The organism is Methanomethylovorans sp. (assembly GCF_041447285.1).
In the GTDB taxonomy this organism is placed as follows: domain Archaea; phylum Halobacteriota; class Methanosarcinia; order Methanosarcinales; family Methanosarcinaceae; genus Methanomethylovorans.
Genome location: NZ_JBGMEB010000018.1, coordinates 29,693 through 44,276 on the forward strand (window position 1 = coordinate 29,693; position 14,584 = coordinate 44,276).

At 41.3% G+C, this 14,584-nt stretch carries 19 protein-coding genes and 1 tRNA gene; 2 read left to right on the plus strand and 18 right to left on the minus strand.

Annotated elements, in window-relative coordinates:
- Nucleotides 1-98: 98 nt before the first annotated feature.
- The 17 genes from ACC612_RS10925 to alaXM all read right to left on the minus strand — a co-directional run bounded on the left by ACC612_RS10925 (nt 99) and on the right by alaXM (nt 12,390).
- A complete protein-coding gene (locus ACC612_RS10925; RefSeq protein WP_371854569.1) occupies nt 99-1,064 on the minus strand; it encodes a polyprenyl synthetase family protein in 966 nt (321 codons plus the stop codon).
- 25 nt (nt 1,065-1,089) lie between these two features.
- Nucleotides 1,090-2,433, minus strand: a complete 1,344-nt coding sequence (locus ACC612_RS10930) for an RNase J family beta-CASP ribonuclease (protein ID WP_371854570.1) — start codon at nt 2,431-2,433, stop codon at nt 1,090-1,092.
- Nucleotides 2,434-2,478: 45 nt separating this feature from the next.
- Nucleotides 2,479-3,582, minus strand: a complete 1,104-nt coding sequence (gene fni, locus ACC612_RS10935) for a type 2 isopentenyl-diphosphate Delta-isomerase (protein ID WP_371854635.1) — start codon at nt 3,580-3,582, stop codon at nt 2,479-2,481.
- Between the two features lie 16 nt (nt 3,583-3,598).
- Nucleotides 3,599-4,375: an isopentenyl phosphate kinase gene (locus ACC612_RS10940; protein ID WP_371854571.1), complete on the minus strand. Its 777-nt coding sequence runs from the start codon at nt 4,373-4,375 to the stop codon at nt 3,599-3,601.
- Between the two features lies 1 nt (nt 4,376).
- Nucleotides 4,377-5,294 carry a mevalonate kinase gene (locus ACC612_RS10945; RefSeq protein ID WP_371854572.1) on the minus strand — a complete coding sequence of 306 codons (918 nt, stop codon included), beginning with the start codon at nt 5,292-5,294 and terminating at the stop codon, nt 4,377-4,379.
- 7 nt (nt 5,295-5,301) lie between these two features.
- Nucleotides 5,302-6,102, minus strand: coding sequence for an MEMO1 family protein (locus ACC612_RS10950; protein WP_371854573.1), 801 nt, complete (start codon nt 6,100-6,102; stop codon nt 5,302-5,304).
- A 66-nt stretch (nt 6,103-6,168) separates the two neighbouring features.
- Nucleotides 6,169-6,795, minus strand: coding sequence for a 30S ribosomal protein S2 (rpsB, locus tag ACC612_RS10955; RefSeq protein WP_371854636.1), 627 nt, complete (start codon nt 6,793-6,795; stop codon nt 6,169-6,171).
- A 38-nt stretch (nt 6,796-6,833) separates the two neighbouring features.
- Nucleotides 6,834-7,025, minus strand: coding sequence for a DNA-directed RNA polymerase subunit K (locus tag ACC612_RS10960; protein WP_321417392.1), 192 nt, complete (start codon nt 7,023-7,025; stop codon nt 6,834-6,836).
- A gap of 198 nt (nt 7,026-7,223) precedes the next feature.
- A tRNA-Pro gene (locus ACC612_RS10965) sits at nt 7,224-7,321 on the minus strand.
- The gene (locus ACC612_RS10970) at nt 7,322-7,510 is read right to left on the minus strand and encodes a DNA-directed RNA polymerase subunit N (protein ID WP_371854574.1); all 189 of its coding nucleotides are present in this window, start codon (nt 7,508-7,510) and stop codon (nt 7,322-7,324) included.
- Between the two features lie 11 nt (nt 7,511-7,521).
- The gene (locus ACC612_RS10975; RefSeq protein WP_371854575.1) at nt 7,522-7,926 is read right to left on the minus strand and encodes a 30S ribosomal protein S9; all 405 of its coding nucleotides are present in this window, start codon (nt 7,924-7,926) and stop codon (nt 7,522-7,524) included.
- 11 nt (nt 7,927-7,937) lie between these two features.
- Complete coding sequence (locus ACC612_RS10980; RefSeq protein ID WP_371854576.1) at nt 7,938-8,357, minus strand: 50S ribosomal protein L13; 420 nt, start codon at nt 8,355-8,357, stop codon at nt 7,938-7,940.
- Between the two features lie 12 nt (nt 8,358-8,369).
- The gene (locus tag ACC612_RS10985) at nt 8,370-8,750 is read right to left on the minus strand and encodes a 50S ribosomal protein L18e (RefSeq protein WP_371854577.1); all 381 of its coding nucleotides are present in this window, start codon (nt 8,748-8,750) and stop codon (nt 8,370-8,372) included.
- A 144-nt stretch (nt 8,751-8,894) separates the two neighbouring features.
- Nucleotides 8,895-9,362: a DUF2240 family protein gene (locus tag ACC612_RS10990; RefSeq protein WP_371854578.1), complete on the minus strand. Its 468-nt coding sequence runs from the start codon at nt 9,360-9,362 to the stop codon at nt 8,895-8,897.
- Nucleotides 9,362-9,841 carry a hypothetical protein gene (locus tag ACC612_RS10995; protein ID WP_371854579.1) on the minus strand — a complete coding sequence of 160 codons (480 nt, stop codon included), beginning with the start codon at nt 9,839-9,841 and terminating at the stop codon, nt 9,362-9,364. The genes ACC612_RS10990 and ACC612_RS10995 overlap by 1 nt, the downstream gene beginning before the upstream one ends.
- A gap of 57 nt (nt 9,842-9,898) precedes the next feature.
- On the minus strand, nt 9,899-11,470 hold the full coding sequence (gene serA, locus ACC612_RS11000; protein WP_371854580.1) for a phosphoglycerate dehydrogenase: 1,572 nt from the start codon (nt 11,468-11,470) through the stop codon (nt 9,899-9,901).
- Nucleotides 11,471-11,682: 212 nt separating this feature from the next.
- Nucleotides 11,683-12,390, minus strand: a complete 708-nt coding sequence (gene alaXM / locus ACC612_RS11005) for an alanyl-tRNA editing protein AlaXM (RefSeq protein ID WP_371854581.1) — start codon at nt 12,388-12,390, stop codon at nt 11,683-11,685.
- Between the two features lie 88 nt (nt 12,391-12,478).
- Between alaXM and ACC612_RS11010 the strand changes: the two genes are divergently transcribed.
- The gene (locus ACC612_RS11010) at nt 12,479-13,768 is read left to right on the plus strand and encodes an MFS transporter (RefSeq protein ID WP_371854582.1); all 1,290 of its coding nucleotides are present in this window, start codon (nt 12,479-12,481) and stop codon (nt 13,766-13,768) included.
- Between the two features lie 11 nt (nt 13,769-13,779).
- On the opposite strand, the gene ACC612_RS11015 is transcribed toward ACC612_RS11010, so the two are convergent.
- Nucleotides 13,780-14,019, minus strand: coding sequence for a DUF2892 domain-containing protein (locus tag ACC612_RS11015; RefSeq protein WP_371854583.1), 240 nt, complete (start codon nt 14,017-14,019; stop codon nt 13,780-13,782).
- Between the two features lie 86 nt (nt 14,020-14,105).
- Here ACC612_RS11015 and ACC612_RS11020 point away from each other — a divergent pair, with 86 nt between their 5' ends.
- Nucleotides 14,106-14,555, plus strand: coding sequence for a pyridoxamine 5'-phosphate oxidase family protein (locus ACC612_RS11020; protein ID WP_371854584.1), 450 nt, complete (start codon nt 14,106-14,108; stop codon nt 14,553-14,555).
- The last annotated feature ends 29 nt before the right edge of the window (nt 14,556-14,584 follow it).

Here is a 14,584-nt window from a genome sequence, read left to right on the forward strand (position 1 = left end):
ATATAAGATAAATATAACGCAATAGCCCCTTTGAAAAGTAAGCTCTATAAGTGGTTAAAGGATTAAAAAACAAAATATTGGGTCTTTCATGACCCAATTCAATGAGATCTTTCGATCATGTAATCCGCTATTGCGAGCAGTATTTCTTTTGCTTCTGAGTCTTCTAGTACATCCAGTTTCTTTTTTCCTTCACAGATATATGAAACAGCCGTATTTCTTGCATATTCAATGGATCCAGAATCTTCAAGCTGCTTTATAGCTTCTTCTAGCTGTCCCTTTGAGGCTTTACCCTTGCCAAAAATATCCAACTTTACGTCAGCATTGAGGGCATGAATAGCTATCAGAGTCTTTTTTCCTTCCATTATATCGCTGCCTCTTACTTTGCCAAGCACCTCTTCAGGGGTCACAATGTCCAGCACATCGTCATATATCTGGAAACCAATGCCTATCATGCGACCAAACTCGTACATCTGGTCCGCTATATCAAGAGGGGCACCGCCAAGCAAGGCGCCGATCTTACATGCAGCTCCATATAGCACAGCAGTCTTTTTCTCTACCATTTGCAGATACTGTTCTTCAGTGACTATGCTCCTATCCTCAAACTCTATATCCAACCACTGCCCTTCGCATATTTCTGTGCATGTTCTTGCTAGAAGGTCAATACATTTTACGATACGTACTGGATCGTTATCCATAGAGGTTATTATCTCAAAAGCCTTGGAATATAATGTATCGCCTGCAAGGATAGCTGCAGGCTCTCCCCATTTAACATGTACTGCAGGCCTTCCTCTGCGTACATCATCCTTGTCCATGATATCATCATGTACCAAGGTGAAATTATGTACCAGTTCTACTGCAACAGCAGCTGGAAGCACAGTTTGAAGATCAGATCCAACGGCTTCTGCAGCCAGTATGACAGCTGCAGGCCTTAGTCTTTTTCCACCTGCATCCGGCAAATATCTCGCAGCTTTGTATAATTCTGCAGGATGTGTGATGGGGAGCATTTCGCTGATTCCCTCATCAACATGTGAACTCCGTTTTTTTATTTCTTCTATCAGGTTCATGATACCCTCGTGAGTAGATGCGATATTAGTCTTCTATATATAATTCTTCTCCATTCCTTAACAGGTGAAGTGTGTCTCCCAGCACATATCCTGCATCTTCTGCCATTTCAATATATGCCGAATGCATTTCTATGGTTCCATGAGCAGGAATGACATGTTCAGGTTTAACCATTCTCAATAGTTCCCAGTGGTCCTCTCTGTATGCGTGTCCTGACACATGTACATTATCATAGATCCGTGCCCCTTTCATCCGAAGCTTTGTTTCCAAAGCATAGCGGTTAGCTTGTGTAAGAGGATTTGGGATTACATTAGCGGAAAATATGACCTTGTCTCCCGGTTCTATCATGTAAGGGGTATCGCCATTCGCTATGCGTATTAATATGGAACCTGGCTCTCCCTGATGTCCGGTAACAATAGGCAGATATTTGCTTTTACCTTCCCTCATTACTTTTTCCAAAGCCTTTTCAACTTCACGGCGCTGCCCATATATTTCTACATTCCTTGGAAGCTCAACGTATCCAAGTTCTTTGGCTGTGGTCATGTACCTATCCATGGACCTGCCCAGCAGGATAGGTATACGTCCCATTTCTTCAGCAAAGGAAATGATGGAATTCAGGCGGGATATGTGAGAAGCAAAAGTTGTGATTATCATTCCAACATTCGATTCTTCAGTACCCAGCAGTACATCCTTTACCAGGTCGTGTGCTATTTGTTCGGAAGGTGCTTTACCAGATCTTCCGGCATTAGTACTTTCGGTGATTAGTGCAATTACTCCCTCTTCTCCCAAAGCTTTAAGCCTGTTGAAATCCGGTGCTTCCCCCAAAGTAGGTGTCCTATCCAGTTTAAAGTCACAGGCGTACATTATAGCGCCTTTTGGAGTATGGATTACCACAAAAACAGTATCAATTATACTGTGCTGAGTATTAATGAACTCAATAGAGACATCTTTTGTTACTTCATAGGTTTCCCCGGCTTTCATAGAGATTAAATTATTCTTTACACCAAACTTGCGTTCCGAATCTATTTGGTGTTTTACCAGAGCGGTTGTATAAGGTGTACCAATAATAGGAGCAGTATAACGATGTGCCAGCTTTGAGACTGCACCAATATGGTCAAGATGGCCATGTGTGCATACAATAGCACGTACGTTCCCATTGACATCATTCATTATCGTGTCATCTGGTATGGCTCCCATATTGATAAGCTCAAGGGAATGCATTTTATCTATTTCTACATCTTCGTGGATCTGTACTCTATCTAATCTCAGACCCATATCCAGGATGATTATATCCTCATCAACTCTTATAGCAGTCATATTGCGGCCCATTTCATTGTAGCCTCCAACTGCTATTATTCCAATTTCTGTCATATTAAATCCTCAAAATCTAATTTTATTATCCCTTAGAAATGAATTTTATACAATCTGTAATTCACTACGGTTTGAGCGTAAAGCGAATTCTTTTACATTGAATCCACGTAATTCAAGATACTCTCTTGTCCACCCGGTGATCACTGTGGGTGTGGCATGCAATTTACACAGGTCTTTACATCCGCAGAGGAACATCGCGACTTTAAGCTCGTTCATCATGAGCTTTAGCCTGTTGAGCACCATGTCTTTTCCTTCTAGTGCCGGGGCTACAAAAGGAAGTGCTGCACTGGCTACACTAGCTCCAATTGCTATTGATTTTGCAATATCCATTCCTGTTCTTATTCCACCTGTGGCTATTATCGGTAAAGATACATTGCATTCTACTACACTTGCAGCCGTTGGGATACCAAAATCCCAGAATAGTTCGCCGATCATTTCTGATATTATGTCCTTTCTGTCCCTGGCTCTATATACTTCTACTCCGGACCAACTTGTGCCGCCGACTCCGCCTACATCAATAGCAGAAACACCTGCTTTCTTCAATAGCCATGCGTCCTCGTGGGAAATTCCAGCGCCTGTTTCCTTTACAATGATGGGTATGTCCAGGGAGCAGATTTCCTTGATAGCATCAAGAGCACCGCCTGCATCGGTATCTCCTTCAGGTTGTATTGCTTCTTGCAGGAAATTTAAATGGATTGCCATTGCATCTGCATCAAGCATTTCCACCAGATTCTCTATTTTTTCGATGCCATATTCTTTTATCTGGGCGGCTCCTATATTTCCATAGATAAAGGCATCTGGTGCAACATCTCTCATTATGGTGAATGAGTCTTCCTGAGTTGGATCTTCAATAGCAGCTCTCTGACTTCCCACACCTATACCAATGCCCATTTCCTCAGCTGCTTGTGCAAGAGCAGCGTTTATAGGCTTTGTATCAGGATGTCCTCCGGTGATCGAAGCTATAAGAAAAGGCGCTTTCATACTCTTTCCCAGAAAATTCGTATGAAGGTCTATGTCCTCTATATCAAATTCCGGAAGAGCCCGATGTACTAGCATTATGTCTTCGAGGCCGGTTCCCTTTACTCTAGACTCAACAGGACTTGAAGAACATAGCTTGAGGTGTTCTATTTTTCTCTGGGATGTACTCATATTAAAACCTACAATTCTAGTGTTCATTTGTTATAGCTGTCCCTATTTTCTCGCCTTTAAGAAACCGTTCTACATTTCCAGGCTTTCCAGCATCGAATATATGCGAAGTTATATTCGTACTATTACTGAGGTCCAGCATCTCTTTGACTTTTCCCAGCATACCGCCTGTAACATCAATATTTTCAGAGCCTTTTATATGCATTTTCACATTTTCGAAGTTCTTTGATGATATTATTGGAATAGTCATACTTTTATCGTCAAGAACTCCTTCTGTTGCACTCCCAATACCTAAAAGAGTTGCTTTCATCTGTTTTGCAATATAAGGAACTATCTGATCACCAGAAATGACGGATGTTCCAAGACTGCTATCCATTACCACATCTCCGTGTAAAACAGGAACAATCCCACGTTCCAGCATGCAGTATATATGGTCAAGGAACATAGTCTTAATTCTTCCATTATCTGCGAGCATGCAGCACATAGGATGAACTCCTACAGCACATGTACCATTTTCATTAAGTACATCTACTACTTTTCTGCATAGTTCTTTCACTGAGAGGTGGGTTACTATGGAGCCACTCACGTTAAACCCTTCGTTAAGGGCATATTTTTTTGCCTGAGGGTGTCCAAAAGAGCCGGCTCCATGTACTATTATCAACTTTCCTTTGAAACCGGATATTTCTTTTGCTATCCTCTGAATCTCATTTACTTTAACAACGCCATCTTCGGCTCTCTTATCGGTGATTACACTTCCTCCAAGTTTAAGTATAGTGAGATTTTCAGATGAAACCATATTAATTCTCCACTTTCACTCCATGTTCAGTTACTTTTGTTATAATGGCTTCTCCTCTGGCTTGTGATATCGCAGAAGCTATTTTTCCAACATCAGAAGGACGAGTTAATGCAACCATACATCCTCCACCTCCTGCACCTGTTATCTTTGCACTATATGCACCGTTGTTGCGGGCTGCATATATAAGATTTGCAAGCTCCGAACTGCTGACGCCAATAGCATCAAGAAGCCCCTGGTTTATATTCATGAGATTTCCTATAGATTCATATTCCTTCTTAATTACCAATTCTTCTCCGGTAATTGATATCTTTCCAATGGTTGAAAGAATAGGATCTATTATTTCAGGATAGTGTTTTTTAAGTAGTGCCACATTGGACACCAATTGCCTGGTAGAAGAGAACCTGCCAGTGTTTCCTATCACTATGCCACAATCAATGATATCAAGCTTCTTTTTCATAGGTACCATGATAACTCCGCCCATGGTACTGACATAAGTATCAGTTGGACTGGCAGCACCCTGTATCTTTCTTTCAATGCTGTGCCCAAGAGTTGCTATATCTTCTAATTGTAACCCATATCCAAATAACATGTTCAATGCTTGGATGGTAGCTATGGTCACTGCTGCAGATGAACCAAGGCCTGAGCCAACAGGTATATTAGACTCTATATGCAGGTTTACACCTTTGATGTCTGCTATTTCTGACATCTTTTCTATTACCGTTGAAACGTACGGGTACTTGTCGTAGTCAATTCCGGTGTCCCCTAATACAGAACTGATCCTTATGGTATCGCTGATTTCAGCCTTTACCCGGGTACGCAGATCTACAGCACAGCATATTGCGCTTTCTCCGTAAACTACTGCATGTTCACCGAACAGGTATATCTTCCCAGGAGCAGAGCATGTTATTGTTTGCGTCATATTCCACTCATTCTAAAATTAACGAAGCGTATCCTACTACAGCTGAATCATCGCCAGTCACTTCTCCGCTGTTTCCATACTTAAGAAGTTCTGCTCTGCCTGCTCCAAGCTCCTTTGTTGCAGTGATAGTTGCTGCAATAGGTCCAAAACCACATGCTGATATATCTTTTTCATACAGCCGATTGTAAAATTCATGCACGTTCATATTTAAAATGGATTTAATTAGATATCTGTCATTACTCTCTGCTACATGTGCAGGTTGATAATGTGTAAAATCGCTTGAAGCAATTATAACGGCTTTCCTATCGGTGTCCATGACTGCTCTAGCAATTTCCATGCCAACCTCAATGGCCGTTTCCTCATCCTGCATTCCCATACAAATAGGAAGTATCTTGAAATCATGCTTAAAACGGTACTGAAGGAAAGGTATCTGCACTTCGATCGAATGCTCATACCGATGAGCAAGCTCATCTTGGTCTATTATACTGCCAGCTATCTCTTCTTTCAATTCATGGTCTACTTCTACTTTTCCAAGAGGTGTAGACCAAGTGTCGATTGAAAGAGCAACTGGGGACCCATAGCCCGTGTGATTTGGGCCGAGCATTACATAAGTATCTGCTGGCGGCAGTACAGCATATGAGCGAGCTGCAACCCTTCCAGAGTAGATATAGCCGGCATGGGGTACTACCGTACCCTTTATGCCAGACTTCGCATCAATTCGGATGTCATTGAAACAATTATCTAACTCTTTTTTCAACGCAGTTGGATTAGCAGGGTAAAATTTACCCGCAACAATAGCCTGTCTCATACTACATCACCCCATGTAAATATTATGGGGCCATTATATATGTAGTATGCTTCCAAAGCAGGCTTTTTAAATGCCTGCTTCGAAGTCTTCAAACTGGTAATTGAAGTGTGTACCGTTTGCCTTTGCAATTTCTCTTGCGAGCAACCAGTAGATGAGTGACAGAGCCTTTCTTCCTTTGTTGTTGGTTGGTATTACCATATCTACATTGGAAGTCATATTGTTCGTATCACAAAGTGCAACTACTGGGATACCAATGTTAACAGCTTCTTTAATTACCTGTGCGTCTCCTGCAGGGTCTGTGACTATGATCACATCTGGCTCAAAGAATGCCTCTACAGTTGGGTTTGTGAGAGTGCCGGGTATAAAGCGGCCAACCATTGCCCTTGTTCCAATAGCTTTTGCGAATTTCATTGCCGGGTATTGACCATACTGTCTTGCAGAAACCACAAGTATCCTTGATGGTTCGTACTTGGAAAGGAAATTTGCTACCATCTTAATCCTTTCGTCTGTAGACTGGATGTCCAACACATAAAGTCCGTCGGTTCTTACTCTGTACACGAACTTCATCATGTTCTCTGTCTTCTGCTGGGTACCAATATGCACACCAGCTGCCAGATATTCGTCTATAGGAACGAGTGAGGTAGATTTCTCTGCATCTGCACTCACATCTAGCATCTTGTCATCACTACCCATATTTGCATTATCAGTAACACGTATTTCTTCTGTAGTCATTAAATCACCTTAAATTTATAGTCCCTTTTAACAGTAATGGGGATAACCCCAAGCTCTAATTCTTTCTTCGCTATATACAGAGATTGAGTACTGGAATCATCTATCAGGACGGGTGCGCCCATAGAGATTTGCAGGGATCTAGCGCCAATAATCCTTGCTCGCTCATATCTAGTATAATGTTCTGTGCTCAAAAAATCACCTTAAGGAATGATAGAACGTGATCAGTATTGTATTATTTCAGGTATCGTCAACTAAAAGCTGCATAGGTTACGCTTTATATCTGTGCGTGTTCTTTCCATACCTGAGATAGTTTTATTCGGAATCCCTCCGAATGTGGTCATACTTCTATTCTGTAGGCCAGTCCATATTTGCAGTAAGAGTAAGGGAAATGGGACCGCTGAGATTTGAACTCAGGTTCCGGCGTATTCCGCGCACTTTCAAGTACGTCCCGAACGCCGAAGGATGGTCCAGGCTACCCTACGGTCCCTTACTGATATGGTGCCAGTGTATCTACAAGCTCTACATGGGACAGGAGCATACGACGGCAACAGTAGCGTGTGATTCCCAGGTCATCCATGACCTGGGCAGGATCTTCGCCGTCTTTTGTTCTCCTTTTGTATTCATCCCAGCTGCTCGCGATTACTTTTCCACAACTGAAACAACGGACTGGTATCATCTATGTATGCCTTACCTGTATGATTTCTGATATTTAGCACGTGCACCAGGTCCACCAAACTTCTTAGTTTCTTTCTGCCTGGAGTCGTTTACAAGGAGGTTGCGGTCATATGCCATATAAGCATCACGAAGGTTAGTATCATTGGTCCATTCAACTATACCTCTTGCAATGGCTGTTCTTATAGCATTGGCCTGCCCAATTATTCCTCCACCACTTACTTTCACATCGATATCTATTCCCTCTGCAATTTCTCCTGCAAGCATCAGGGACTCATAGATCTTCATCTTTGCGAATTCAGGTTCATATATCTCGACAGGTTTCTTGTTAATGCGAGTTCTTCCTGCCCCTTTCTTGATAGTAGCACGGGCAATTGCGGTTTTGTTCTTACCTGATGAATTTACTACTTTGTTTGACATGATAATCCTCCTTAGAACTTGCCGCCTATTTTTGTGCTTACATCTCCAAGTCTCATATACTTGTTAGAACTAAGCCTTTTCATATTTGCTTCGGCAATCTGTATAATTTCCTTATCCTTTAGTTCAAGAGGAATTCCTACGTGGACCTTCAGGCGTGCCATTGCATCGCGTCCTCTTGCTCTCCTGTATGGCACCATTCCCCTTACAGTCCTCTTCAGTATACGATCAGGTCTTTTAGGGAAGTGAGGGCCAAATTCAGTTGAGCCGATATCGATCTTATTTCTGTATTCTGCAATTGTATCGAGCTTGGAACCGGAAATTACTGCCTTTTCAGCATTAACTACGTCAACTTTCTCTCCTGCAAGCAGTCTTTTTGCCACGTCGCTTGCAAGCCTTCCCAGAATAAGCCCATTGGCATCGATTATTGTCATCTTCAACACCTCTTACTGCAGTATCCTTATTTTAGAGCCCTTGGGGTTCTCTTCAAGGACCTGCTCGATTGTCAGGTATTTGCCACCAATCTCATTTATCTTATCAATAGCTGTGCCACTGAAATCAAGTGCAGCAATTGTCACTGATGTCTTCAGCTCACCCGCACCCAGCACTTTGCCGGGGATAAGCACAACTTCTCCTTCCTTAGCATATCTGTTGATCTTACTAAGATTGACCTGAGCATACTTACGGCTTGGTTTCTCAAGTCTCTTTGCAATGTCTCTCCAGATAAGAACATCATTATTCCTTGACTCTTCTTTAAGAGTGGATATTAGTTCAGGTATTCTGGGGTTAGTTTTTCTTGTAATTTTTCTTTGTGTCTTATTTCCCATAATGTCCCTCCGCAAGATCATCCGGACCTTACTCACGCGGGTAAACCACGTTCGAACATCCATGAGTGTTCTTCAGGGTATTCCATGTCCATAAAGGACATCTGAGTCTTGAATACTATTACTAGTACATAAAGATTGTGTGGCTCATTCCATATTTGGAAACATGCCTGCCATTACTTTAGGATAGATTTTGCTGATGTCGCATCCCATTTCTTTGGCTACAACAAGTGCTGCAACTTCTATATCCACCATGTCCCCCAAATTTTCCTGTTTCCTGCTTATCAAAGCAGCAACATTCCTGTTGTCCATTCCGGAACAAGCAGTGATCATTGCCATGATCTGTTCTATAAGTGGCTTTTCATGAAATATGCTTTCTGAAGGACGAAAACCACGAGGTATCTCTATTTTTTCCACATTAAATGTAGGAGCAAGCTTGTTGTCATTCAATTCCAACAGCTTCAAGCTAAGAGCAGCATCCCTCACCTTTGAAGCATTTTCTGGAGACATCCACTTCAAGCCAAAAGAAAGAGCAAATTCAAAATCCCTTATGGAAATAAAACTTGCAGCATGCTGCTTGAATGGTGCTGCTACAACATATAGGAACTCATCCATCAGGATCCGCGCCTAATTTCTTCTATTATGGTATCTGCAACTCTCCCGGCTTCTGTCCTGCCAGGCCCTTCTATCCTATGTATCTGAAGGACTAGCACTTCGTTCTCAAGGATAGCACGTACAAGATAAATATCCCCTCTAAAAGGCACACGGTTATATTTCCCATCCAGGTAACTATAATTAAGTGTCACCTTGAAATCAATTATACCTTCAGGTTCAATGGTATCGATCATCTGGTCTACATTCTTATAATTGAGTGGTTCAAAGTCCACTCCATTGCGCACAATTTCTACACTGATCTCTCTTTTTGCCTGTATCCTGTGACCTCTCTGTGCAACAGATTCAGTGACGAACATTCCGAATTTCCCGTCCATGTTCGCCATCACTTTGACAAAATAAGGAAGATCCGAGTAGTATCGGTACTTCTGCTCGAACTCGATCTCCCTATGCGGGAATTTGTGGTATATGCGCTTTCTCATGGTCTGGACCTTGGATGGGTCATATTACCATATACATCATTTAAATATTTATCTTCATCAGAGCTTGACGAGCTTTGCAGTAAGTATTCCATCAACACTACGCATTTCTTCCAGAATGGCAGGTGATACTTCAGAGTCAACATTGAGGGTCATAATTGTAACTCCTCCTATTGCTGCTCTGCCAACTTGCATTCCAGATATGTTGATGTTGTTCTTGCCAAGTACCATGCAGCATGGTCCTATTACGTTAGGCCTGTTGATGTGCTTTGCAACTATCATATATCCGGATGGAATAATGTCAACGCGTTCTCCATCGATTCCAATTATTCTAGCTTCGTTTCCTATGATGGTTCCTGCAACAGACACAGACTCTCCATTGTTGCTTAGTTTGATATGAATCTCAGAAGCCCTTTCTTCGGAAGTTTCTGACTTGCTCTCTCTTACTTCTATCTTTCTTGACTTTGCCACTGCAGGTGCATTCACGTAGTTCACGCTGGAGCCCATTGCGCTTTGCAGCATTCCCTTCAAGGCGGCAACTGTAACCGGCCTTGTGTCCTTCTCAGCTATCTCTCCATTATATGAGATTTCCACTTTCTCATAACTGGTTCCAAGTAACTGGGCACATACATCTGCCATGGTCTCTGCAAGATTGATATAAGGTGCAAGAACTCTCATTACTTCTGGTTTTACAGAAGGTATATTAATTGCATTCTTTGCAGTTCCGCCATTAAGGACTGAAATCACTTCCTCAGCTATGGTGATAGCTACATTGATCTGTGCCTCTTCGGTGGAAGCTCCCAGATGAGGTGTCATAATTAGGTTATCACATTCAAGCAAGGGGCTGTCCTTTGGGGGTTCATTGATATATACGTCAAGTGCAGCTCCTGCAATCTTGCCACTCTTGAGTGCATCAGCAAGAGCGTCTTCATTGATGATGCCTCCTCGTGCACAATTGATTACCCTTGCATTTTTCTTCATGACATTGAATTCTTCAGCATCAAGGATGTTTCTTGTTTCTTTGGTAAGAGGTGTGTGTACTGTGATAAAATCAGCAGCTTCTGCGATCTCTTTAACTGTAGCAAGCTTTATTCCAAGCTCATGTGCTTTTTCTTTTGAGATGTATGGGTCATAGCCCATTATAGTCATATTGAGCCCTTGTGCCCTTTTTGCCACTTCTGCCCCAATGCGTCCAAGGCCTATGACTCCCAGGATCTTGCCGTTGACTTCAACACCCATGAAGTTTTTACGTTCCCATTTTCCAGCTTTCATGGAAGCGTTTGCCTGAGGTATGTTCCTTGCCATGGACATCATCATAGCGATAGTGTGCTCAGCAGCAGAAAGCATATTTCCTTCTGGTGCATTGGTAACGATTATACCTTTTTCAGTAGCTGCTTCAACATCCACATTGTCCACACCTACTCCTGCACGGCCTATGATCTTCAGATTTCTGGTAGCTTCAATAACCTTTCTTGTAACCTGTGTTCCACTGCGGATAACCAGAGCGTCGTAGTTTACTATTTTTACTGCTAGCTCACTTTCTGACAAGCCCGTGATAACATCTACATCGAAATGTTTCTGGAGCATTGACAAGCCTTCTTCGGACAATGGATCACTGACTAATATCTTCATCTGTATGTCTCCTGTAATGGATGATATGGTTATGGCGATTTAAGCCAATTTCCACCATTTGAGCAAATTTATACATTTCTAACTACTATGCAAGCATATTTAGCAGTTGTTGTTTCAATGTAGAGCAGAAAAGATATTTTACATACATATATCTTCCTTCTTTACTCTGATGATACCTGTCATATATGCCAGAATCAGATACTAATAATCAACTACTCTTTGAAGCGGAAATATACTCTTCTGTTATTCTTACCTTTATTTTCGGCTTTGAATACTTCTATATAAGGTATTTCGCCAGTATTTGCAACATGTGTCCCTCCACAAGCCTGCCTGTCTATTTCAGGAATTGTGATAACTCTGATGCGTAAGGTTTCTGGAGGAAAAGCATCCTTAAGCTTTACTACTGAAGGTATTTGAAAGGCCTCTTCGCGATCCATTATTTCAATGCTTACAGGGATCTTTTTATCAATTATGTTATTAACTTTTGTCTCGTAGGCCTTCAGCTGTTCCCGGTCGAATTCCTCAAGAGAGAAATCCACTCTGGTTTTATCCTCAGATAACTGATTCCCGCTGATCTTTGCACCGGTTTCGCTATGTATGATGGCACTTAGGATATGGCATGCCGTGTGGTAGCGCATCAGCAAGTATCTCCTATCCCAGTTTATTACTCCTTTTACCGAATCTCCTTCCTTTAAACCAATAATCCCAATTTCGTGGCTTACTTTTCCATCCACTTTCCTTACGCTAATTACAGGATATTCTTTATCTTCACAGTACAGGAAACCTATGTCGCAAGGCTGGCCTCCGGCTTCAGGATAGAAAGCCGTTTTATCCAAGATCACATATTTGTCATCAATGACACTTTTTACAATCGCATTGAACTCTTTAAGATAACAGTCTTCAAAATACAGTTCTTCCATGCCTATAAATGATGATGTATGACATAAATGTATTTCTTAGGTATCTTTTGCAAAATTTCTAATATCTACAGATTCAATATCTTGAATAATGGCCGAATCCAAGATTTCCATATATCCTCTGCTTGCTGTTAATTTCATTGGTACCCTTGGTTTGAGCCTTGTTCTTCCCTTTCTTATTTTCCTTGTGGAAAGGTTCGGAGGCAATGCGATTATCTATGGTCTGACTGCTTCCATGTATCCAATTTTTCAACTATTTGGAGGGCCACTGCTTGGTCGATGGTCTGATATGTATGGTAGAAAGAAAATACTCTTGATAAGTCAGGTAGGTACTTTCATTTCCTGGATAATTTTTCTGGTTGCTATGTTAATTCCAGTCACCAAGATCATCGATGTTAAATCTGAGATATTGGGTACTTTTGTCCTCACAGTACCTTTGATTTTTATTTTTATAGCCCGGGCTTTTGATGGTATAACCGGAGGGAATGTATCTGTTGCTAATGCATATCTTGCAGATATCACCAGTGATGCAGACAGAAGCAGCGTATATGGTAAGCTTTCAGTTTCAACTAACCTTGGGTTCATATTTGGTCCTGCACTTGCAGGTATATTGAGTGTGACAATATACGGTGAAATACTGCCTGTTATTGCTGCAGTTCTTATTTCATTAGTAGGAATTTTGATGATTATTTTTCTACTGCCCGAATCCCCGGAACATACTATACACATGGCTCCTCATATTAGGGGCAGTAAAGCAGAATCTGGAATTCTAAAAGAAAACATATATTCTGTATCAAATAAAATGGGTTTTCTAGAAATAATGAAAATGCAAGGCATTTTCCGTATTTTGTCCATTTATTTCCTCATATTCCTGGCTTACAATGTTTTCTATACTGCTTTTCCTGTACACGCTGCAAATAATCTTAAATGGAATGCAGCTTCCCTTGGCTTATATTTTTCTATCTTGAGTTTGTTGCTTGTCTTTGTTGAAGGACCCTTGCTTTCATGGGTAAGCAAAAGATATTCGGATTATTTGCTTCTTACTTCTGGAAGTTTCATGCTAATTGCTAATTTTGTGCTGCTTGTTTACAGTACTGATTTTCTCACATACGTTTCACTGGTTTTCTTTGCACTGGGTAACGGATTCATGTGGCCTTCACTAATGTCCATCCTCTCCAAAACAACAAAAAAGGAATATCAAGGGGCTGTACAAGGAGTTTCCACCAGCTTTACAAGCCTGGCAAGCATTGTAGGACTTGTAGCTGGGGGTTTCATGTTCTCTTTTTTTGGTACAGCCACCTTTGTAATTGCAGCTTCGATCTTATTCGGTGTTTTTCTATTATCTTTAAAACTGGATTCTTCAAAAAAAGAAGACCCATAGAATAGGTAAATTTACTTTTGATTATTATTCCGATCAGCTGTGTTGAATCCTATAAGCAAATAAGGTGTACAGTGTCTTGTCATACCTGTAAAAAGTCCTGTGAATGCTACCAACGCTGTAATCCATTTCCATAATCCAGGTTCTATCAGGTCCATAGCAAGTGTAACTATTGCTACGGAACCTATCAGTGCTCTTAATAACAGATCATATCCTCCCACGTTCTGTTGGGTCAATACTTCTTTAAGGTTCACACAATACCTCCTTTTTAGCATTAGCAAGTGTCCCAATATTAAGATATGGAATGAATCGCAGATTATCTCACAGTGAAGGAAGAGATATGAATAAACATGACAAAGACGTTGATAGTTTACTTGGTTCCCTGCTGGGAAATGAGCTCTTTGCTGTGCTTGCCACTAAAGCTCCGCAATATCCTTATACTAACCTTGTGGCTTTTGCAGCTACTGAAGATCTACAAAAATTGTTATTTGTGACCACACGGTCCACACGTAAATATCTTTACCTTATCACCGATGAAAGAGCTTCTTTGCTTATTGACAATAGGTCAAACCGTTATACTGATCTAAAATATGCAATGGCAGTCAATGCAATGGGAAGGATAAGAGAAATTGACCGTGAGCAATATCCAGATCTTTGGGAAATATATCTTCATAAGCATCCTTATCTAAGTGATTTCTTCAGTTCACCTTCATCAGCTCTGATGTGTATGAAAGTAGAAAAATACATCATTGTACAGCAGTTCCAGAATGTAATGGAGATTGATATGTGATGCAATTGAACCCTTTTATCAATGCTCTG